This window comes from Dactylosporangium sucinum, from assembly GCF_014647515.1.
Lineage (GTDB): Bacteria > Actinomycetota > Actinomycetes > Mycobacteriales > Micromonosporaceae > Dactylosporangium > Dactylosporangium sucinum.
In genome coordinates, this window is the sequence record NZ_BMPI01000003.1 from 279,373 (window position 1) to 299,363 (window position 19,991).

General features: G+C 72.8%; 15 protein-coding genes. 12 read left to right on the top strand and 3 right to left on the bottom strand.

The features are described from left to right. Nucleotides 1-2,934, top strand: a 2,934-nt coding sequence (locus IEZ31_RS03955) for a CARDB domain-containing protein (protein WP_229834143.1), incomplete at its 5' end; no start/stop codon positions are given. A gap of 58 nt (nucleotides 2,935-2,992) precedes the next feature. On the opposite strand, the gene IEZ31_RS03960 is transcribed toward IEZ31_RS03955, so the two are convergent. Further along, nucleotides 2,993-4,393 (bottom strand): aminotransferase-like domain-containing protein, encoded by a 1,401-nt coding sequence (locus tag IEZ31_RS03960; protein ID WP_190248305.1) that lies wholly within the window; start codon nucleotides 4,391-4,393, stop codon nucleotides 2,993-2,995. Between IEZ31_RS03960 and IEZ31_RS03965 the strand changes: the two genes are divergently transcribed. The 3 genes from IEZ31_RS03965 to IEZ31_RS03975 all read left to right on the top strand — a co-directional run bounded on the left by IEZ31_RS03965 (nucleotide 4,392) and on the right by IEZ31_RS03975 (nucleotide 7,753). Further along, complete coding sequence (locus IEZ31_RS03965) at nucleotides 4,392-5,312, top strand: DMT family transporter (protein WP_190248306.1); 921 nt, start codon at nucleotides 4,392-4,394, stop codon at nucleotides 5,310-5,312. The genes IEZ31_RS03960 and IEZ31_RS03965 overlap by 2 nt on opposite strands. After that, nucleotides 5,290-5,721 (top strand): RpiB/LacA/LacB family sugar-phosphate isomerase, encoded by a 432-nt coding sequence (locus IEZ31_RS03970; RefSeq protein ID WP_190248307.1) that lies wholly within the window; start codon nucleotides 5,290-5,292, stop codon nucleotides 5,719-5,721. Before IEZ31_RS03965 ends, IEZ31_RS03970 begins: the two co-directional genes overlap by 23 nt. Nucleotides 5,722-5,986: 265 nt before the next feature. Further along, nucleotides 5,987-7,753, top strand: coding sequence for an ABC transporter substrate-binding protein (locus IEZ31_RS03975; protein ID WP_190248308.1), 1,767 nt, complete (start codon nucleotides 5,987-5,989; stop codon nucleotides 7,751-7,753). Nucleotides 7,754-7,948: 195 nt separating this feature from the next. Here the strand turns inward: IEZ31_RS03975 and IEZ31_RS03980 are convergent, their stop codons facing one another. Further along, nucleotides 7,949-8,566 carry an NAD(P)-dependent oxidoreductase gene (locus tag IEZ31_RS03980; RefSeq protein WP_190248309.1) on the bottom strand — a complete coding sequence of 206 codons (618 nt, stop codon included), beginning with the start codon at nucleotides 8,564-8,566 and terminating at the stop codon, nucleotides 7,949-7,951. A 197-nt stretch (nucleotides 8,567-8,763) separates the two neighbouring features. Here IEZ31_RS03980 and IEZ31_RS03985 point away from each other — a divergent pair, with 197 nt between their 5' ends. Further along, a complete protein-coding gene (locus IEZ31_RS03985; RefSeq protein ID WP_229834145.1) occupies nucleotides 8,764-9,345 on the top strand; it encodes a TetR/AcrR family transcriptional regulator in 582 nt (193 codons plus the stop codon). A gap of 173 nt (nucleotides 9,346-9,518) precedes the next feature. Then, nucleotides 9,519-10,706 carry a glycoside hydrolase family 3 N-terminal domain-containing protein gene (locus tag IEZ31_RS03990; protein WP_229834147.1) on the top strand — a complete coding sequence of 396 codons (1,188 nt, stop codon included), beginning with the start codon at nucleotides 9,519-9,521 and terminating at the stop codon, nucleotides 10,704-10,706. Here the strand turns inward: IEZ31_RS03990 and IEZ31_RS03995 are convergent. Next, a complete protein-coding gene (locus IEZ31_RS03995) occupies nucleotides 10,700-11,797 on the bottom strand; it encodes an AOC03_06830 family ribosome hibernation factor (RefSeq protein ID WP_190248310.1) in 1,098 nt (365 codons plus the stop codon). The two genes, IEZ31_RS03990 and IEZ31_RS03995, sit on opposite strands and share 7 nt — an antisense overlap. A gap of 159 nt (nucleotides 11,798-11,956) precedes the next feature. Between IEZ31_RS03995 and IEZ31_RS04000 the strand changes: the two genes are divergently transcribed. From IEZ31_RS04000 to IEZ31_RS04025, 6 genes are all read left to right on the top strand, one after another. Continuing rightward, the gene (locus IEZ31_RS04000; protein WP_190248311.1) at nucleotides 11,957-13,255 is read left to right on the top strand and encodes a condensation domain-containing protein; all 1,299 of its coding nucleotides are present in this window, start codon (nucleotides 11,957-11,959) and stop codon (nucleotides 13,253-13,255) included. A 15-nt stretch (nucleotides 13,256-13,270) separates the two neighbouring features. Beyond that, nucleotides 13,271-15,136 (top strand): N,N-dimethylformamidase beta subunit family domain-containing protein, encoded by a 1,866-nt coding sequence (locus IEZ31_RS04005; RefSeq protein WP_229834149.1) that lies wholly within the window; start codon nucleotides 13,271-13,273, stop codon nucleotides 15,134-15,136. 47 nt (nucleotides 15,137-15,183) lie between these two features. Next, entirely contained in the window at nucleotides 15,184-15,513 is a 330-nt protein-coding gene (locus tag IEZ31_RS04010) for a YciI family protein (RefSeq protein WP_190248312.1), read from the top strand. Nucleotides 15,514-15,538: 25 nt separating this feature from the next. Then, nucleotides 15,539-16,792, top strand: a complete 1,254-nt coding sequence (locus IEZ31_RS04015) for an RNA polymerase sigma factor (RefSeq protein WP_190248313.1) — start codon at nucleotides 15,539-15,541, stop codon at nucleotides 16,790-16,792. 103 nt (nucleotides 16,793-16,895) lie between these two features. Then, nucleotides 16,896-18,260 carry an FAD-binding oxidoreductase gene (locus tag IEZ31_RS04020; protein WP_190248314.1) on the top strand — a complete coding sequence of 455 codons (1,365 nt, stop codon included), beginning with the start codon at nucleotides 16,896-16,898 and terminating at the stop codon, nucleotides 18,258-18,260. Continuing rightward, nucleotides 18,257-19,597 carry a class I SAM-dependent methyltransferase gene (locus IEZ31_RS04025; RefSeq protein WP_190248315.1) on the top strand — a complete coding sequence of 447 codons (1,341 nt, stop codon included), beginning with the start codon at nucleotides 18,257-18,259 and terminating at the stop codon, nucleotides 19,595-19,597. The genes IEZ31_RS04020 and IEZ31_RS04025 overlap by 4 nt, the downstream gene beginning before the upstream one ends. The last annotated feature ends 394 nt before the right edge of the window (nucleotides 19,598-19,991 follow it).

Genomic DNA, 19,991 nt, shown 5'->3' on the forward strand with positions numbered 1-19,991 from the left:
AACGCGCTGCGCGGCTCGGTCGCCGGCAACGTGCTCACCTACACCGACACCCAGCCGGACACGGCCACGGTGTCGTACTACGTGCAGGCGCGCGACGCCGCCGGCAACACGTCGGCGAACAGCAACACGGTCACCCGCACCGGCAGCAACCCGCCGGCCGGCACCAACGTCGCGGCGGGCAAGCCGATCGAGGCGAGCGGCTCGGTCTTCACGTTCGTGCCGACCAACGCCAACGACAACGACGTGACGACCTACTGGGAGGGCGCGGCCGGCTTCCCGGCGACGCTCACCGTGAAGCTCGGCGCGAACCACACGGTCACCTCGGTCGTGATCAAGCTCAACCCGGACAGCGCGTGGGGCACCCGCACGCAGAACATCCAGGTGCTCGGCCGTGAGCAGTCGGCCAGCGGCACCTCGAACCTGGTGAGCGCGGCGAACTACACGTTCAACCCGGCCTCGCAGAACACGGTCACCATCCCGGTCACCGCGACCGTCGCCGACGTGCAGCTGCGGTTCACGTCGAACACCGGCGCGCCGTCGGGCCAGGTCGCGGAGTTCCAGGTCTTCGGTACCGCGGCGCCCAACCCCGACCTCCAGGTCACCTCGATCAGCTCGTCGCCGGCGTCGCCGGTCGAGACCGACTCGGTGAACCTGTCGGCGACGGTCCGCAACAGCGGCACGGCCGCCTCGGGCTCGACGACGGTGAACTTCTACCTCGGCACCACCCTGGCCGGCAGCGCCGCCGTCGCGGGTCTCGCGGCCGGCGCCCAGACGACCGTCACGGCCAACATCGGGCCGCGCACGGCGGGGACGTACCAGCTCACCGCCAAGGTCGACGAGAACAACTCGGTCATCGAGACCAACGACGCCAACAACAGCTACACCAGCCCGACGTCGCTGACGATCGCGCCGGTGCAGAGCTCCGACCTGGTCGCCGCGCCGGTGTCCTGGTCGCCGAACAACCCGTCGGGCGGCAACACCGTCACCTTCCGGGTCGTCATCCTGAACCAGGGCACAATCGCCTCGGCCGGCGGCGCCCACGGCGTCACGCTGACCGTGCGCAACGCGTCCGGCGCGACGGTGGCCACGCTCACCGGCTCCTACACCGGCGCGATCGCCGCGGGCGCCAGCTCGCCGCAGATCACGCTCGGCACGTGGACCGCGGCCAACGGGAAGTACACCGTCCGCACCGTGATCGCCGTGGACGGCAACGAGCTGTCGGTCAAGCAGGCCAACAACACCAGCGACCTTCCGCTGTTCGTCGGCCGCGGCGCGAACATGCCGTACGACATGTACGAGGCCGAGGACGGCACCATCGGCGGCGGCGCGCAGGTCGTCGGGCCGAACCGGATCATCGGCGACCTCGGTGGCGAGGCGTCCGGCCGCAAGGCCGTCACGCTGAACGGCAACGGGCAGTACGTGCAGTGGACCACGCGGGCGAACACCAACACGCTCGTCGTGCGGTTCTCCATCCCGGACGGCACCACCTCGACGCTGAACATCTACGTCAACGGCGCCTTCCACAAGGCGATCCCGCTCACGTCGAAGTACTCGTGGCTGTACGGCAACGAGGCGTCCCCGACGAACTCGCCGGGTGCGGGTCCGCGGCACATCTACGACGAGGCGAGCATCATGCTCGACTCGACGGTGAACGCCGGCAGCACCATCAAGCTGCAGAAGGACGCCGCCAACAGCGGCACCTTCGCGGTCGACTTCATCAACCTCGAGCAGGTCTCGCCGATCGCCAACCCGAACCCGGCCACGTACATCACCCCGGCCGGCTTCACCCAGCAGGACGTGCAGAACGCGTTCGACACCGCCCGGCAGAGCGCCACGGCCGTCGGCGTCTACCTGCCGGCCGGCACGTACGAGACGGGCAACAAGTTCCAGATCTACGGCAAGGCGATCCAGGTCGTCGGCGCCGGCCCGTGGTACACGAAGTTCCAGACGCCGCAGGGCCAGCAGAACACCGACGCGGGCTTCCGCATCGAGTCCTCGGCCAACGGCTCGACGTTCAAGAACCTGTCGTTCTTCGGCAACTACATCGAGCGCATCGACGGTCCCGGCAAGGTGTGGGGCGAGCTGTCGAACGTGCAGAACCTGACGATCGACAACGTCTGGGTCGAGCACACGGTCTGCATGTACTGGGGCGTCAAGAACAACAACATCACGATCACCAACAGCCGCATCCGCAACACGTGGGCTGACGGCATCAACTTCACCAACGACACCACCAACACCCACCTCAACAACATCGATGCCCGCTCCAACGGCGACGACGCGTTCGCGCTGTTCTCGGCGACCGACGGCGGCGGCTCGGTGGGCAACCACGACAACCTCTGGGAGAACCTGTCCGCGACGCTCACCTGGCGCGCGGCGGGCCTCGCGGTCTACGGCGGGTACAACAACACGTTCCGCAACCTGTACATCGCGGACATGCTGACGTACTCGGGCATCACGATCAGCTCGCTGAACTTCGGCTACCCGTTCGTCGGCTTCGGCCCCGGCTCGACCCCGACGACGATCCAGAACGTGTCCCTCGTGCGAGCGGGCGGCCACTTCTGGGGTGCTCAGGCGTTCGGCGCGATCTGGTGCTTCTCGGCCTCGAAGGAGTTCCGCGGGATCCGGGTGTCCGACGTGGACATCGTCGACCCGACCTACTCCGGCATCATGTTCCAGACGAAGTACACCGGTTCGTCCCCGGAGAACCCGGTGACCGACACCATCTTCACGAACATCACCATCAGCGGCGCGCAGCGCAGCGGTGACGCGTTCAACGCGAAGAGCGGCATCGGCATCTGGGTCAACGAACTGCCCGAGCCCGGTCAGGGCCCGGCGGTCGGCTCGGCGACGTTCAACAACCTGACGTTCTCGAACAACGCCGAGAACATCCGCAACACCACCAGCACGTTCACGCTCACCATCAACCCGTAGCACGACGCACAGAGGGCGGCCGCCGGGCGACTCCCCGGCGGCCGTTCGCGTGTCCGGGTCAGGGGCACAGCGTGGCCACGGCCCGCGCGAGGCGGCGGACGCCCTCCTCCAGCTCGTCCGGGGCGGCCGCGGCGTAGGTCAGCCGCAGGTACGCACCGTCGGGCTCGGCCGCGTACCAGGGGCGGCCCGGGAACACCACCACCTGCTCCGCCGCGGCCGCCGTCGTCAGCGCCACGTCGTCCAGGCCGTGGGGGAGCGGGGCCCAGACGTGCAGGCCACCCGGCGGCACGTGCGCGGGCAGCAGGTCCGGCAGGAACCGCCGCAGCGCGCCCAGCAGCGCGGTGCGGCGGGTGCGCAGGGCCAGGCGCAGCGAGCGCAGGTGGCGGGGCCAGGCCGGGGACGTCACGAAGTCGAGCGCGGCCTGCTGCAGCGGGCCGGACACGAAGAAGTCGTCGAGCACGCGCGCCGAGCGCAGCCGGGCGCCGGCCGCGCCCCGGGCGCCGATCGCGGCCAGCCGCAGGCCGGGAGCGGCCGGCTTGGTCAGCGAGCGCAGGTACACGACGTGGCCGTCCGGGTCGTCGGCGACCAGCGGCGGGGGCGGGTCGCCGTCGATCGCCAGGTCGCGGGCGTAGTCGTCCTCGAGCAGGAACGCGCCGGCCGCGCGCACCGCCTCCATGACCGCCCCGCGGCGGGCGGCGGACAGCACCGCCCCGTGCGGGTTGGCGTAGAGCGGCTGGCAGTAGAACAGGCGCGCGCCGCTGCGCCGGAACGCCGCCGCCAGCAGGTCGGGGCGCACGCCGTCGGCGTCCGACGGGACCGGCACCACCCGCAGGCCGGCGGCGCGGGCGGCGGCGAGCGCCCCGAGGTACGTCGGAGCCTCCACCAGCACCGGGTCACCCGGCGCGACCAGGGCGCGGAACGCGGTCGACAGCGCCGCCTGGCCGCCCGGGCAGAGCACCAGGTCGTCGGCCCGCAGCGCGCCCCCGGCCGTGCGGGCGAACCAGGCCCGCAGGTCCTCGCGGCCCTCGACCGGGCCGCGCTGCCAGGCCGCCGGGTGGCGGGCCGCCCGGGCCAGCGCCGCGCCCAGGGCGGCCGCGGGCTGCAGGCCGGCGTCGAGATAGCCGCTGGAGAGCGGGACCATGCCCGGCCGCGGCACGGCGAGCAGCGCCTGCATCGCGTCCTCGCCGGCGGGGCGGGGTCCGAGCGCGATCGCCTGCCACGACAGGTCGGCGGTGCCGGACTCCCCGGACCGGGCCGCGACGAACGTCCCCCGCCCCGGCTGCGCGTCCACCACGCCCTCCGCCGCCAGATGGCGCAGCGCCCGCGCCACCGTCACCGGCGACGCCTGATGCCGGGCGGTCAGCTCGCGCACCGTCGGCAGCCGCGTCCCCGCCGGCGCCCGCAGGGCCAGCGCACGGAGATCTTGGATAACGCGATCGGCTGCGTTATCGTCATTCATGAGAGAGAAGGATAACGCTACTCCAGCCATCGCGATAACGGGCCTGCTCGGGGTGCTGGCGTTCAGCATGTCCCTGCCGGCGACCCGGATCGCGGTCGAGCACCTCGACGCCTGGTTCGTCGCCTTCGGGCGGGCGCTCGGCGCCGGGCTGCTCGCGCTGGGGTACCTCGCGGTCTCGCGGGCCCCGCGCCCCACCCGGCACCAGTGGCGCCGCCTCGCCGTCGTCGCGCTCGGCGTCGTCGTCGGCTTCCCGCTCTTCACCTCCCTCGCGCTGCAGGACCGCACCGCCGCGCACGGTGCCGTCGTCGTCGCGCTGCTGCCCGCCATCACCGCCGGGTTCGCCGTCCTGCGCGCCGGCGAGCGCCCGTCGCCCGCGTTCTGGCTGGCCGGCGGGGCCGGGCTGGTGGCGGTGCTGACCTTCCTGGTCGCCGGCGGCGCGGTCAGCGGCGCGGCCGGCCCGTCCGACCTCTTCCTGCTCGTGGCGGTCACGCTGTGCGGGCTCGGCTACGCCGAGGGCGGCGCGCTGGCCCGCGAGCTCGGCGGCGCGCGGACCATCTGCTGGGCGCTCGTGCTGTCCCTGCCGGTCACCGCCGCCGTGACCGCGGTGACCCTGCGCCACCCGCCGCACGCGTCGCCGGCCGCCTGGACCGCGTTCGGCTACCTGACCGTGGTGTCGATGTTCCTCGGGTTCTTCGCCTGGTACGCCGGGCTCGCGCGCGGCGGGGTCGCGCGCACCGGGCAGCTCCAGCTGGCCCAGCCGGTGCTCACCCTCGCCTGGTCGGCGCTGCTGCTGCACGAGCACGTGCCGGTGCCCGCGATGGCGGCGGCTCTGGCGGTACTGCTGTGTGTCGGGCTGACGCAGCGTCTCCGGGCACCGAGACTGCTACCTTCGCAGCATGCGCATCGCGTTCGCGGCTGACGACGAGAACGAGACCACCAGAGCGGTGGTCGAGCACCTCGTGTCCGGCGGGCACGAGGTGCTCGACGTGCGGGCCGAGGGCGTGCCGTGGCCGGGACTCGGCGAGCGCGTCGGCCGCGCGGTCGTCGACGGGGCCGCCGACCTCGGCGTCGTGATGTGCTGGACCGGCACCGGCACGGCGATCGCCGCGAACAAGGTGCCCGGCGTGCTCGCCGCCGTCGCCTGGGACCCGTGGATCGCCCGCGGCGCCCGGCTGTGGAACGACGCGAACGTCCTCGCGATGAGCCTCAAGCGGCTCGCGCCCGACGTCGCCGTCGAGGTGCTGCAGGCCTTCCTCGACGTGCCCGCCCCGGATCCGGACGAGGCCGAGAACATCGCGCTGCTCAGGCGCTCGGTGACCAATCCGTGATGTAGCAATGCATCCGGGAGTGCAACCGCCTCCCCGTGCCCGTGGTCTTTGCACAGTGAACGGCGACGCACATCGCCGTTGACTCGCGACGCAGCTACACCACCGGCTCCGTCGGCGTTTCGGCGATCCCTGTGGTGGGGGCGGTGCATGCCCGCGCCCTGTCCACACTGGAGGGTCCACAGTAGACGTCGGCTGATTCGTGCTGCCCGCGTGCCCGAAATCCGTCCGCGGCAACCCAACCGCGGCGTCCTGAAAGGTCCTACACGTGAATAGAAGATCAGGTGCGCTGGTGGCCGGCACGGTCGCTGCGGCCCTTGTGCTGTCTGCCTGCGGGGGTGGCTCGAGCACCGACAATACCAGCAAGTCCGACGGTCAGAAAGGCGGCTTCAACGCCGCGCTGACCGCCGTGCTCAACCCGTCCGACAAGAAGGGCGGGACGCTCAAGCTCACCGACCACGACGACCCCGACTCGTACGACCCGGCGCGCGCGTACTACGCGAAGGTGTGGAACTTCATGAAGGGATACTACGTCCGCACGCTGCTGACGAACGAGGCCAAGCCGGGTGAGGACGGCCTGAAGCTCGTCCCCGACATGGCCACCGAGATGCCGAAGGTCGAGGACGGCGGCAAGAAGTACACGTTCACGCTGAAGGACAACCTGAAGTTCGAGGACGGCTCGCCGATCACGTCGAAGGACGTCAAGTACGGCGTCGAGCGGGTCTTCGCCCAGGACGTGCTCTCCGGCGGCCCGACGTACCTCATCGACGCCCTCGACCAGGGCCAGAAGTACCCCGGCCCGTACAAGGACGCGGACCCGAACAAGCTCGGCCTGAAGTCGGTGCAGACGCCCGACGACAAGACCATCGTGTTCACCCTCGCGGCGCCGCTCAGCGACTTCCCGTTCCTGCTCGCGATGCCCGGCGCCGGCCCGGTGCCGAAGGACAAGGACACCGGCGACCGGTACGGCTCGCACCCGGTGTCGTCGGGTCCCTACAAGTTCCAGTCCTACGAGGAGGGCAAGAAGGCGATCCTGGTCCGCAACGACCAGTGGGACCAGAAGACCGACTCGGTGCGCAAGGCGCTGCCCGACCAGATCGAGGTCGTCCTCGGTACCGCGGTCGAGGAGATCGACAACCAGCTCATCTCTGGGCAGGTCGACCTCGACATCGCGCAGACCGGCGTCCAGCAGGGCTCGCAGGCCAAGGTGCTGCTCAACCCCGACGTGAAGAAGAACGCGGACGCGCCGGTCACCGGCTTCATCCGGTACTTCGCCATCAACACCAAGGTCGCGCCGTTCGACAACGTCCACTGCCGCAACGCCGTCGTGTACGCCACCGACAAGGTCGCCATGCAGACCGCCCGCGGCGGCCCGGACGCCGGCGGCGACATCGCCACGAACATGCTGCCGCCGAACATCGCCGGCCACGACCCGAAGCTCGACCCGCTGAACACCAAGTCGGGCAAGCCGCAGCTGGACAAGGCCAAGGAAGAGCTGAAGCTGTGCGGCAAGCCGGAGGGCTTCGAGACGGTCCTGGCGACCCGCAACTCCGGCAAGGAGCCGAAGACGGCCGAGGCGCTGCAGCAGTCGCTGGCCGCGGTCGGCATCACGGCCCGCCTCGACCCGAGTGACGCGTCGCTGTACTTCCGCTCGACCATCGGCTCGCCGTCGAACACCCAGGCCAAGGGCTACGGCCTGATGATGGCCGGATGGGGCGCCGACTATCCGACCGCGTCCGGCTTCCTGAAGGTGCTCGTCGACGGGCGCCTGATCCTGCCCAGCGGCAACAACAACTACCCCGAGCTGAACAACGCCGAGGTCAACAGCCTCATCGACAAGGCGCAGGCCGAGACCGACCAGGCCAAGACGGCCGAACTCTGGAACCAGATCAACAAGATCGTCATGGACGAGTCGGTGCTCGTGCCCTTCACCTACGACAAGGCGCTCAACGTCCGTAACCCGCGCCTGACGAACGTGTTCATCAGCCAGTACTACGGGATGGTGGACTTCGGCAGCCTGGGTGTCATGAGCTGACCGCGCCGGGAGTGCCCGGGTTGACGAGGGACTTCCCGGGCATGCGGTGACGCACGCGGCCGCTCTTCCTCCTTGGGGCGGCCGTGTCCGTCCGGCCCGGGTCCGCGCCCGACGGACCCGGGCCGCGTTACGCGTCGCTAAGGCCTGTTGCATAGCTGGGGCCGGGCTGCGGCGGGCCCAGCTATGCAACAGGCCTTAGTAGGCGATGTTGACCCGGCGGTGGATCGTGGCCGGATCGCCCACCGCGCGCAGGATCGCGTGCGCGACGTCGGCCCGCGAGAGCGTCCGTCCACCCCGGACGTTGCGGTCGACGACGGTCCGATATGGACGGTGCCCGCCGTCGGTGAGCCGCGGCGGCGCGACGAGCGTCCAGTCGAGACCGCTCGCCCGCAGCACCCGCTCCGCCTCGGCGAGGTCGGCGAACCCGTGCCGCAGCACGCGCTGCAGCAGCGGCTTGGCGACCGCGCGGGTGATCGGGCCGTCGCCGGCGTCGGTGACCCGGCCGGCCGCGTCGACGCTGACGATCCGCCGCACCCCGGTGGCCAGCATGGCCGCGACCTCCGCCCGCGCTCCGTCGGCCTGCACGGTCGTCGGGCCGGTGCCGCGCGGGCCGAGCGCGGACAGCACCGCGTCGCACCCCGCGACCGCGCCGGCGACCGCGTCGTGGTCTGTGAGCGCTGCGACGACGACCTCGCAGCCGAGGTCGCCCGGGTCCCGCCGCGCGACGGCGGTCACCTCGTGGCCGGCCGCGAGGCCTTGCTTGATGAGCTGGCGCCCGATCCCGCCCGTGGCGCCGAACACGGTCAGCTTCATGTCGATCGTCCCCTGTCCCGCCGTCGTCCCGGGCTCGCTTCCTCGTTCGGCGTCGGCCGATCAACCCTCGTTTTGATCTTGCTCCGCGAGGGTGGATCGACCGACGTCTTCGCTCGGCAGTGCCGGCCCGCCCGGGTGGTGAGTGAGCACTTACTAACCCCTACAATGTGTCGCGGAGCAACGCATGCTGTCAAGACATGGAGGGCCGCGAGGTGTCGACGCGGGACGTGATCCTGGACGCCGCGGCCAAGGTGCTGCGCACCCACGGCCTGGCCAACGCCACGACGCGGGAGATCGCCAGGGCGGCCGGCTTCTCCGAGGCGACCCTGTACAAGCATTTCCGCGACAAGGTCGACCTGATGGTGGCCGTCCTCCACGAGCGCGGCCCGCAGTTCATCCCGCTGCTGCAGACCCTCCCGGCCCGCGCCGGCAAGGGCGACCTGCGCGAGATACTGACCGAGCTGGCAACCGTGGCCATCGGCTTCTACCGCGACGGCTTCCCGATGTTCGTGTCGATCTTCTCCGACCCGGCCATCCTGGCGGCGCACCGCGAGCAGTTGCGGGCCCAGAACCTCGGCCCGCACCGCGCGAACGACGCGCTGGCCGACTACCTGCGGGCCGAGCAGGCTCTGGGCCGGGTGAGCCCCGACGCCGACCTGGTGGCGGTGGCCGCCCTGCTGCTGGGAGCCTGCTTCCAGCACGCCTTCATCACCAACTTCGCCGACCGTCGAGCGGACGCGGACGCGGCCCGCGGCTTCGTGGCCGAACTCCGCCTGTAGCCGCTCGCCCCGCGCGCCGACGCCGGTCGATCTACCCTCGCGAACGACGATCGAAACGAGGGTGGATCGATCGGCGTCTGTGCAGGCCAGGCCGGCGAGGCGCACGCCACACCGGGGCGTCGGAAAGGTGACCTGCGGTCCGGGCGCGGCCGTGGAAGGCTGAGGACGTGCGCATGGGATGGACAGCGGCCGCAGCGGTCGTGGTGCTGGTCGCCGGGGTAGGCATCGCCTACGCCGTCACGCGGGGCAACGAGGCGCCACCGCGCCACCCCGCGCCCCCCGGAGCCACCGCCGAGCTGCCCGCGCCCAGCCCGAGCTCCACCGCCGACTGCGCCGCCACCATCGTCCAGGGCATGTCCCTCGAGGAGCGGGTCGGGCAGCTGCTCATGATCGGCACACCCGTCGGGTCGCCGGGGGATGCGATCGGGGCGGTCCAGAAGTACCACCTGGGCGGCATCTTCCTCGCCGGGCGCAGCACCGCCGACGCGGCCACGCTGCGGCAGGCCGTCAGCCGGCTGCAGGCCGCCGCCGGCAAGGTGCGGCTCCACGTGGCCGTCGACCAGGAGGGCGGGCAGGTCCAGACGCTCAAGGGGCCCGACTTCCCGGCCATCCCCACCGCCGTCAACCAGGGCAAGCTGGACCAACGTACCCTCGCCGCGGACACGGGGGAGTGGGCGAGCCGGCTGAAGGACATCGGCGTGACGCTCGACCTCGCGCCGGTGGCGGACGTGGTGCCGGCCGAGATCGGCACCGCGAACCCGCCCATCGGCAAGTTCCAGCGTCAGTACGGGTCGGCGCCCGGGCCCGTCGCTGAGGACGTGGCCACCGTCGTCACCGCCGCGCAGGGCGCCGGGGTGCTCACCACGCTCAAGCACTTCCCCGGCCTCGGCCGCGTCCGGGTGAACACCGACACGTCGACGGGCGCGCGCGACGACCTCACCACCGCCGACGATCCCGCGCTGGAGCCGTTCCGCTCCGGGATCGCGGCCGGGTCGGCGGCCGTGATGATGTCGTCGGCGGCGTACCCGAAGCTCGACCCCGACGCGCCGGTCGCCGCGTTCTCCGAGAAGATCGTCACCGGCCTGCTCCGGGACCAGCTGGGCTACCAGGGCATGGTGCTCTCCGACGACCTCGGTGCGGCGAAGGCCGTCTCCGGTGTGCCGCTGGCCCAGCGCGCGGTCCGGTTCGTGCGGGCCGGCGGTGACGTGGCGCTCACGGTGCGCCTGTCCGACGCCGGCCCGATGACGGACGCGCTGCTGGCGACGGCGAAGGCCGACCCGGCGTTCGCCGACCGGGTGGCGCAGAGCGCGACCCGGGTCGTGGCCACGAAGGTGCGGGCCGGCCTGGCGACCTGTCAGTAGCGGACGATCAGCGCGATCCGGCCGTCCGCGCTGAGGCTGTCGTCGCCGACGAACGTCACCTCGCCGCCGTTGCGCGCGACCGCCTCCACGATGTCGTCGACCGCGTCGTCGATCAGGGTGGCCGAGCCGGCCGTCGCGTCGTGCCGCGGCTCCTGGTCCGGCGGGTGCAGGTGGTCGCCGTGCACCCAGGCCGGGCTGTGGTACCCCTCCTCGACCAGCAGGTGGGCGCCGCGCCCCTGCTGGGCCAGGCTCCACACCTCGGCCAGCCCGGCCGCGAACCGGTTCGCGCCGCGCGCCACGTCGAGCGCCTCCAGGGCGGCCACCTGCCGCATGTTCGTGTACGCGGCGAGCTGCGGCGCGAGCAGCTTGTACACCTCGTGCGGCCCGGCGTGGTCGTAGTTGCCCGGCACGGTCCCGGCGATCGGCCGGCCCCACTCGTCGGCGAAGAAGGCGAGGTACCGCTCGACGCCGAGCACGAACACCGGCCGCGCGTCGAGGGCGTCGACGTCGGCGAGCCCGGAGGCGATGTCCCGGAAGAACTGCCGGTGCCGCTCGTCGCGGATCGCGCTCGGGTTCTGCCCGTAGTCGCGGGGCAGGCCGACCGTCCCGCCGGGCCCCTCGTGCGTGAACGGGAACCCGTGCGAGCGCACCTCGACGAGGTCGGGCCCGTCGCCGCTCCACAGCCTGGTCGGCTGCTCGGACAGGACCAGCGCCCAGTACCGGTGCCGGCGGGCCGCGTCGGCGACGACGTCCCGCACCTCGTAGGTGTCGGCGACGACGACCCGCTCGTGGACGGGCGTGTCGAGGAGGCGGACGTGGACCTGGCCGGGGGAGGCGAACAGCGCCAGCCCGTCGCCGACCTGCCGCAGGTCGAGCTGCTCGGCGGCGTCGGCGATCTCCTGGTACACCTGGGCGGCCACCGGCTTCGGCACCGCGGCGTCGGTCTCCAGCCGCCGCTTCGCCTCGGCCACCAGGTTGCGCAGGCGGATCGGATCCTGCTGGTTCTCCGGCGGCGTGCGATGGGTCGGCATCAGCAGGGAGACCGCCGGGTACCCGCTCGGCGTGAGGGTCGCCAGATCCTTCACCGTCATGGCCCCACGGTGCCGCGGGTGGGCGGTGGGCGGGCTCGCCTGCGGCGAGTGAACGGCGTGGTCGGGAATGGTCGGGTTGGCAACGTATTGACAGGCGTCGAGCACGGCCGATGCAATGGCGCTGCCGGAACCTGACGACTGCACGGAAACCGGGGTGCGATGACGGAACGGATCGCCGTCCGGTTCGCCGGTGGGCGCGGCGGGGAGTGCCAGCTCAGCTGGGGACAGACGGCGATCTGGCGGGCGATCCAGCGGCTCGTGCCCGACGACGCGAGCCTCAACATGAGCTGGGTCACCGCCGTCGAGGACGAGGGCGTCGCCACGCGCGTGCCGGTCGAGCGGGTCACCGGGACCGTCGCGCACGTCATGGCCCGCCACGAGTCGCTGCGCACCAACGTCCGCGACGGCCGGCAGGTCGTCGCCCGGGAGGGCGTCATCGAGGCGCACCTGGTGGACGCCGCCCCCCACCGGGCCGCGCAGGAGGCCCGCGAGCTCCAGCACCGGCTCACCGCCCCGGCGTTCGACTACGCGAACGAGTGGCCGCTGCGCGTCGGGATGGTCCGCGCCGGCGGCGTCGTCACGCACGCCGTCTTCGTCATCTGCCACCTGGTCACCGACCGGGGCGGGCTCGACACCCTCGTCGGGGACGTCCTCGCCGGGCTCGCCGGGACGCCCAGCCAGGAGCCGCCCGACCGGCAGCCGTACGACCTGGCCGTCCACCAGGCGTCGGCACAGGGGCGGCGGCAGAGCGCCAAGGCGCTGCGGTACTGGGAGCGACACCTGGGTGCCGTGCCCAAGCGGCGCTTCCACGAGACCGGCGCCTCGCCGCGGTTCACCAGCGCCACGCTCAGCTCGCCGGCCGGCGACCTGGCCGTCAGCGCACTCGCCGAACGCGAAGCGGTGTCCGGATCCACGGTCATCCTCGCGGCGGCCGCGCTCCAGCTGGCCCGGCAGACCGCGGCCCGGGAGGCGGTCCTGCAGGTCATCGTCAGCAACCGGTTCCGTCCCGGGCTGGCCGGCTCGGTCGGCCCGGCGTCGCAGGACGGGCTGTGCGTCGTCGAGGTCGGCGACGCCGGCCTGCCCACCGTGATCCGCCGGACGGCGCAGGCGTCGATGCAGGCGTACCTGCACGCCCAGTACGACCCGGAGGACCTCGACAAGCTGCTGGCGGACAGCGACGTCGACCTGTCGTGCTCGTTCAACGACCGCCGCTTCGACGCGCAGACCGAGCCCGGCCCGGCGACCGCCGGCATCGCGGCGGCGCTCGGCGCGACCACCCTGCGCTGGGAACCCGTCGAGCACTACGGCGCCCGGTACTTCCTGCACGTCAACGCGGTCCCGCGGGTGCTCGACCTGACCCTGTACGCCGACGTCAGCGTGTTCCCGGAGACCGCGGTCGAGGCGCACCTGCGCGGCATCGAGGCGCTGCTCGTCGCCGAGGCGCTGCAGTCCGCCTGACAGCGCCGCCTGACCGTGCCCGCCTACGCCGACGCCACCTCCTGCGAGCCCGGCGGCACCCTGCGGTTCACGCTGACCGAGGACTCGCCGGTCAGCGTGCACGACGCCACCGACGACCGGGTCGTCCACACCAGCCGGGCGGAGGCCCCCGGCTGGGATCTCGTCGTTCCGGACGACTGGCCGAGCTCGCTGTACCGCGCCGAGCTCGCGGGCGACGAGGTCTGGTTCGTGGTCAGGGCGCGCACCCCCACCGCGCCGATCCTGGTCTCGGTGCCGTTCCCCACCTGGCTCGCCTACCACCGCTCCGGCGTGCCCGGCGAGAGCCTCTACTACTTCGAGGAGCCCGGCCGCGCCGACCGCGTCTCGTTCGACCGCCCCGGCATCGGCCCGCCACCGGAGCGCTGGGAAGAGGGCCTGCTGCGCTGGCTGCGCACGTCCGGCTACCGGGCCGACTTCTGCTCCGGCCTCGACCTGCACCGCGACGGCCCGCGACTCCTGGCGGGCTACCGGCTGCTCGTCGTCAACGGCCACGACGAGTACTGGTCGAAGGAGATGCGCGACGCCGTCGAGGCCTTCACCGACGCCGGCGGCAACCTCGCCTGCTTCGCCGCGAACACCGCCTACTGGCAGGCCCGCTTCGAGGACGGCGGCCGCACGATGGTCTGCTACCGCGACGCCGTCCGCGACCCGCTCGCGGCGACCGACCCGGCCCGCGCGACGGTCGAGTGGTCGGCCGCCCCGGTCCACCGGCCGGAGAACGCGATGACCGGCGTGAGCTACCGCAACGGCGCCGGCGCGTGGGGCGGGTACATGGACGTCATGAAGGAGACCGAGTACACCGCCCGCTTCGCCGCGCACTGGGTCTTCGCCGGCACCGGCCTGCGCGACGGCGATCGTTTTGCGCTCGGCGCCATCGGCTACGAGACCGACGCCGCGCTGTTCGCGGAGGACGGGGGCGTCCCGGTCGTCACCGGCGGCGACGGCACGCCGCCCTCGTTCGTCGTCCTCGCCACCGCCGACCTGCGGCACTGGCGGCGGTACGGCCAGGGCGGCCACGCGACCATGGGCGTCTTCCGCCGCGGGGCCGGCACGGTGTTCACCGCGGCCACCGTCAACTGGGGCGCGGCGCTCGGCGATCCGGTGGCCGACCGGATCACCCGCAACGTGCTCGACCGGCTGATGGCGCCGCCGGGCCCGCCGCCGTGGGAGGTGATCGGCCCGGCGCCCGACCTGGTCGCGCTGACCGCCTGCGAGCACGCCTTCTGGGCCATCGATGCGGCAGGTGTACTGCTGGTGCGCCGCGCGAGCGGCCAGAACGTCCCCTGGCGCCCGGTGGAGGCGGGCGTCGTCGACGACCCGCCGGTGTGCCTGGCCGCGCCGCGCGAGGCGGTGTCCGGCCGGCCCGTCGGCCTGTACGGGGTGACCGCCCGCGGCCGGCTGGTGCACCGCCCGCCGGTGCGCGAGCCCGCCGGCTGGGAGCCGATCGGCGCGGCGCCGGCGGGCACGCGGGCCCTGGCCGTGGCCGACGGCCGCCTGTTCGCCGTCACCGCCGACGACCGCCTGTGGTGCGCGCTGATCGCGGAGGCGGACGGCTGGGTCACGGTCGGTGACGGCGGCGGCGTCGGCACCCTCGCGGCGGTCAGTGGCCTGCTCACCGGGGCCGGCCCGGGCGGCACGATCCGGGTGCGCCGGCCCTTCGCGGGGACATCACCGGGCGCCGAACCGTGGGAAAATCTCGGGAACGCGGGAGGGCGCACGGTCCTCGCCGGCTACGAGGGACGGCTCGTCGGCGCGGGACCCGACGGCCGGCTCGCGTGGCGCGAGACCGGGTGGGAGATCAACGGGGAATCTCCTCCGCCGGGGGTGTCGAGGATCGGCTGAGCCGTTCGTCGTCGTGACGGAACCATCCCCGCGAAGGAGGAGACGTCATGCGATTCCTGCTGCTGATCGCCGTCGAGGACGGCCCGGTCACCGACGAGCCCACCGGCGACGACGTGCTGCGCTGGGTCAAGGAGATGGACGAGCGCGGCGTGCGCGTGCTCGGCAACCGGGTCGTGCCGCCGGCCGAGGCCACCACCGTGCGTGTGCGCAACGGTGACGTGGTGCTCACCGACGGGCCGTTCGCCGAGACCCGCGAGCAGATGGCCGGCTTCGACATCATCGAGTGCGAGTCGTTCGAGGAGGCGATCGAGGTCGCCGCCCAGCACCCGGTGGCCCGCAGCGGGCTCATCGAGGTCCGCCCCTTCTGGGAACCGTGACCGTTCGGAGCGAAGCGGAGGACGCGTGACCAGCCCCGAGGAGGTGCGCGACGCCGTCGCCCGCGTCTACGCCGACGAGTGGGGCCGGATCGTGGCGACGCTGATCCGGCTCACCGGCGACTGGGACCTCGCCGAGGAGTGCGCCCAGGACGCCTTCGCCCAGGCCCTCGCGCGCTGGCCGGCCGACGGCGTGCCGCGGCGGCCGGGCGCCTGGCTCACCACGACCGCGCGCAACCGGGCGCTCGACCGGCTGCGCCGGGGCGCCGTCGAGGCGCAGAAGCTGCGGGAGGTCGCCGTGGAGGAGTCCCGGACGCCGCCGTCCGAGCCGGCCGAGGACGATGATCCCGCGGTCCCGGACGATCGCCTGCGGCTCATGTTCACGTGTTGTCACCCGGCCCTCGCCCTGGACGCCCGCGTGGCGCTCACCCTGCGCAGCCTGGCCGGCCTGAGCACGGCCGAGATCGCGCGGGCGTTCCTGGTGTCGGAGCCGACCATGGCGCAGCGGCTGGTGCGGGCCAAGAACAAGATCCGGAGGGCGGCCATCCCGTTCCGCGTGCCGCCCGCGCACCTGCTGCCGGAGCGGCTCGGCGCCGTGCTCGCCGTGCTGTACCTGCTGTTCAACGAGGGCTACGCGGCCACGTCCGGCGCCGAGCTGCTGCGCGCCGGACTCAGCGGCGAGGCGATCCGGCTGGCCCGGGTGCTCACCGCGCTCATGCCCGACGAGCCCGAGGCCCACGGCCTGCTCGCGCTGATGCTGCTGCACGAGGGCCGCCGCGAGGGCCGGGTCGACGCGGCCGGCGACATCGTGACGCTGGAGGAGCAGGACCGCGGCCGCTGGGACCGGGCGATGATCGACGAGGGCGTGGCCGTCCTCGAGCACGCGCTGCGCCGCCGGCAGCCCGGCCGCTACCAGGTGCAGGCCGCCATCGCCGCCTGCCACGCCACCGCCCCGGTCGCCGCGGAGACCGACTGGCGGCAGATCATCCTGTTGTACGGCGAGCTCGCCCGCTTCACGCCCGGGCCCGTCGTCGAGCTCAACCGGGCGGTGGCCGTGGCCATGGCCGACGGTCCGGCGGCCGGCCTCGCCCTCGTCGACGCGATCGCGGCGGGTGGCGAGCTCGCCGGCTATCACCTCCTGCCGGCCACCCGCGCCGACCTGCTGCGCCGGCTCGGCCGCCGGGTCGAGGCCGCCGAGGCGTACCGCGAGGCCCTCGACCTCGTGGGCAATGACGCCGAACGCCGGTATCTGGAGCGCCGGTTGGGTAATGCGGCCTCGTGACTTGGGTCACCCCGCGTTGGCGCAAGTTTGCCAACTGTGCAAGTTTGGCCTGAGGCATGCCTCCACTTTCTGATTCGATGCATTACGGAAAGGAGGTGGTCGAATGGCTCTGCAGGGCTGGGCCCAGCATCGGCACGCCGTCGATACCCTGCGCGCCTCGTACGCCAGGATCCCGCCGGGCGACACCGTCCGCCTGGCCAAGAAGACGTCGAACCTGTTCCGGCCCCGCGCCGCCGCCGGCTACGCCGGGCTCGACGTCAGCGGCCTCGACGGGGTCGTCGAGGTCGACCCGGTGACCCGCACCGCCGAGGTCCAGGGCATGTGCACGTACGAGGACCTGGTCGACGCGACCCTGCCGCACGGGCTGATGCCGCTGGTCGTGCCGCAGCTGCGCACGATCACGCTCGGGGGCGCCGTCACCGGTCTCGGGATCGAGGCGACGTCGTGGAGGCACGGCCTGCCGCACGAGTCGGTGTCGGAGCTCGACATCATGACCGGCGCCGGCGAACTGGTGACCGCGCGGGCCGACAACGAGCACGCCGAGCTGTTCGCGGCGTTCCCCAACTCGCTCGGCAGCCTCGGCTACGCGACCCGGCTGCGCATCGAGCTGCAGCCGATCGGCCCCCGGGTGCTGCTGCGCAACCTGCGCTTCGACGACCTGGACGAGCTGCTCGACGCGGTCGGCGAGGTGATGCGCACGGGTGAGTTCGCCGGCCAGCCGGTCGACGTCATGGACGGCGTCGTCTTCCGCCCCGGCGAGTCGTACCTCGTGCTCGGCCGCTTCGGCGCCGACGGCCCGGCCAGCGACTACACCGGCCAGGACGTCTACTACCGGTCGCTGCGCTCGAAGGCGACCGACGGGCTCACCGCCCACGACTACCTGTGGCGCTGGGACACCGACTGGTTCTGGTGCTCGGCCGCGTTCGGCGCCCAGCACCCGGCCGTGCGCCGGGTCTGGCCCAGGCGGTACCGCCGCAGCGACGTCTACCACCGCATCGTGCGGTTCGAGAACCGCTACGGCGTCGCCGCCCGGATCGAGCGCCGGCTCGGCCGGCCCGACCGCGAGCGGGTCGTGCAGGACGTCGAGCTTCCCCTGGACCGCACCGCCGAGTTCCTGCGCTGGTTCGCGGCCAACGTGCCGATGGCGCCGCTGTGGGTCTGCCCGCTGCGGCTGCGCGAGCGCGAGTGGCCGCTGTACCCGATGCACGCCGGCACCCCCTACGTGAACGTCGGCTTCTGGGGCACCGTCCCGATCGCGCCCGGGGCCCGTGACGGCGACGTCAACCGCGCCGTTGAACAGCGGGTGTTCGAGCTGGGCGGCCACAAGTCCCTCTACTCCGACGCCTACTACGACCGGGAGACCTTCGACCGGCTCTACGGCGGTCCCGCGTACCGCGCCGCCAAGGACCGCTACGACCCCGACCACCGACTGACCGACCTCTACGACAAGGTTGTGGGGCGACGATGACCATCACGAACCGACCACGCACCGACTCCACCGCACCGGGTGGCCTCCTCAGCCGGCGACCGCCGGTGCCGAAGGTCGCGGACATCGTCCGCGCCGTCACCACCGGCGAGCCCGCCGTGCGGATCACCGCCTACGACGACAGCGCGGTCGGCCCGTCCGACTCGCCGATCGAGCTGCACATCGCCTCGGAGCGCGGCCTGTCGTACCTGCTCTCCGCCCCCGGCGACCTGGGCATGGCCCGCGCCTACGTGACCGGCGACCTCGAGGTCCGCGGCGTGCACGCCGGCGACCCGTACGAGGTGCTGCGCGCCATCGCGACCGGCGTCCACCTGCGGATGCCCGGCGCCGGCGAGGCGCTGCGGCTGGCCCGCGGGCTCGGCTGGGAGCGGCTGCGCCCGCCGCCGCCACCGCCCCAGGAGGCGGTCCCGGCCTGGCGGCGCACGCTGCAGGGCCTGCGCCACGGCCGCGGCCGCGACGCCGAGGCGATCCACCACCACTACGACGTGTCGAACGCCTTCTACGAGAAGGTCCTCGGCCCGTCCATGACCTACACCTGCGCGGTGTTCCACTCGCCGTCGGACACCCTGGAGCAGGCCCAGGCCAACAAGTACGACCTGGTCGCCGGCAAGCTCGCCCTCAAGGCCGGCGACCGGCTGCTCGACGTCGGCTGCGGCTGGGGCGGGATGGTCCGCCACGCCGCCCGGGAGTACGGCGTGCGCGCCCTCGGCGTCACCCTCTCCCGCGAGCAGGCGGCGTGGGCGCAGGCCGCGATCGAGCGCGAGGGCCTCGGCCACCTGGCGGAGGTGCGCTACCTCGACTACCGTGACGCGCCCCTGGAACAGTTCGACGCGATCAGCTCGATCGGCCTCACCGAGCACATCGGGGTGCGGAACTATCCGCGGTACTTCGGGGCGCTGCGCGACCGGCTCAAGCCGGGCGGGCGGCTGCTGAACCACTGCATCACCCGCGCCGACAACCGCGCGTCCCACAAGCCGGGCGCCTTCATCGACCGGTACGTGTTCCCCGACGGGGAGCTCGCCTCACCCGGCCGGCTGGTGAGCGCGGTGCACGACGGGGCGTTCGAGGTACAACATGAGGAGAACCTGCGGCTGCACTATGCGCTGACGCTGGCCGGCTGGAACCGCAACCTGGTCGAGCACTGGGACGCGTGTGTCGACGAGGTCGGCCTGGGTACGGCGCGGGTGTGGGGCTTGTACATGGCCGGGTCGCGGCTCGCGTTCGAGCGCAACGAGATCCAGCTGCACCAGATCGTGGCGACGAAGACGACGCGGGACGGCGTGTCGTCGTACCCGTTGCGGCCCGACTGGACGCCGTGACGCTGTTTGCCGCTGTTGTCCCGAGGCCGGTTCGTGCCGGCCTCGGGCCGTTTGGGGGTTTCGCGGCTCTCGGCTATCTCCCAGGCAGAACCCAGTTTCGGCGGAGGTGCGGTGTGCAAGGTAAACACCATGAGTGACCAGGACCGCCAGTGGAGCGCGCCGGGGGCCGCGCCGTCCACCGCAGGGGAGACCGACTCCCCATCGCCCCAGCCGTCGCGGCCCGAGCCGTTGACCGCCCCTGGCGCGACCTCTCCGCACTCGTCCGAGCCGTCCGCCGGCCCGCCGCCGGCTGCCGCGCCGGCCTCTCCGGCGGAGTCTCCGACCGTGCCGGCTGCCGCTCCGGCCTCGCCCGCTGCCGCTCCGGCCTCGCCCGCTGCCGCTCCGGCCTCGCCCG

Coding starts and splice junctions, on each gene's coding strand:
- IEZ31_RS03960 (WP_190248305.1), bottom strand. CDS start 4,393: ATGAATGACGATAACGCAGCCGATCGCGTTATCCAAGATCTCCGTGCG.
- IEZ31_RS03965 (WP_190248306.1), top strand. CDS start 4,392: ATGAGAGAGAAGGATAACGCTACTCCAGCCATCGCGATAACGGGCCTG.
- IEZ31_RS03995 (WP_190248310.1), bottom strand. CDS start 11,797: ATGACGGTGAAGGATCTGGCGACCCTCACGCCGAGCGGGTACCCGGCG.
- IEZ31_RS04025 (WP_190248315.1), top strand. CDS start 18,257: ATGACCATCACGAACCGACCACGCACCGACTCCACCGCACCGGGTGGC.
- IEZ31_RS04000 (WP_190248311.1), top strand. CDS start 11,957: ATGACGGAACGGATCGCCGTCCGGTTCGCCGGTGGGCGCGGCGGGGAG.
- IEZ31_RS03985 (WP_229834145.1), top strand. CDS start 8,764: ATGGAGGGCCGCGAGGTGTCGACGCGGGACGTGATCCTGGACGCCGCG.
- IEZ31_RS04010 (WP_190248312.1), top strand. CDS start 15,184: ATGCGATTCCTGCTGCTGATCGCCGTCGAGGACGGCCCGGTCACCGAC.
- IEZ31_RS04020 (WP_190248314.1), top strand. CDS start 16,896: ATGGCTCTGCAGGGCTGGGCCCAGCATCGGCACGCCGTCGATACCCTG.
- IEZ31_RS03970 (WP_190248307.1), top strand. CDS start 5,290: ATGCGCATCGCGTTCGCGGCTGACGACGAGAACGAGACCACCAGAGCG.
- IEZ31_RS03980 (WP_190248309.1), bottom strand. CDS start 8,566: ATGAAGCTGACCGTGTTCGGCGCCACGGGCGGGATCGGGCGCCAGCTC.
- IEZ31_RS03990 (WP_229834147.1), top strand. CDS start 9,519: ATGGGATGGACAGCGGCCGCAGCGGTCGTGGTGCTGGTCGCCGGGGTA.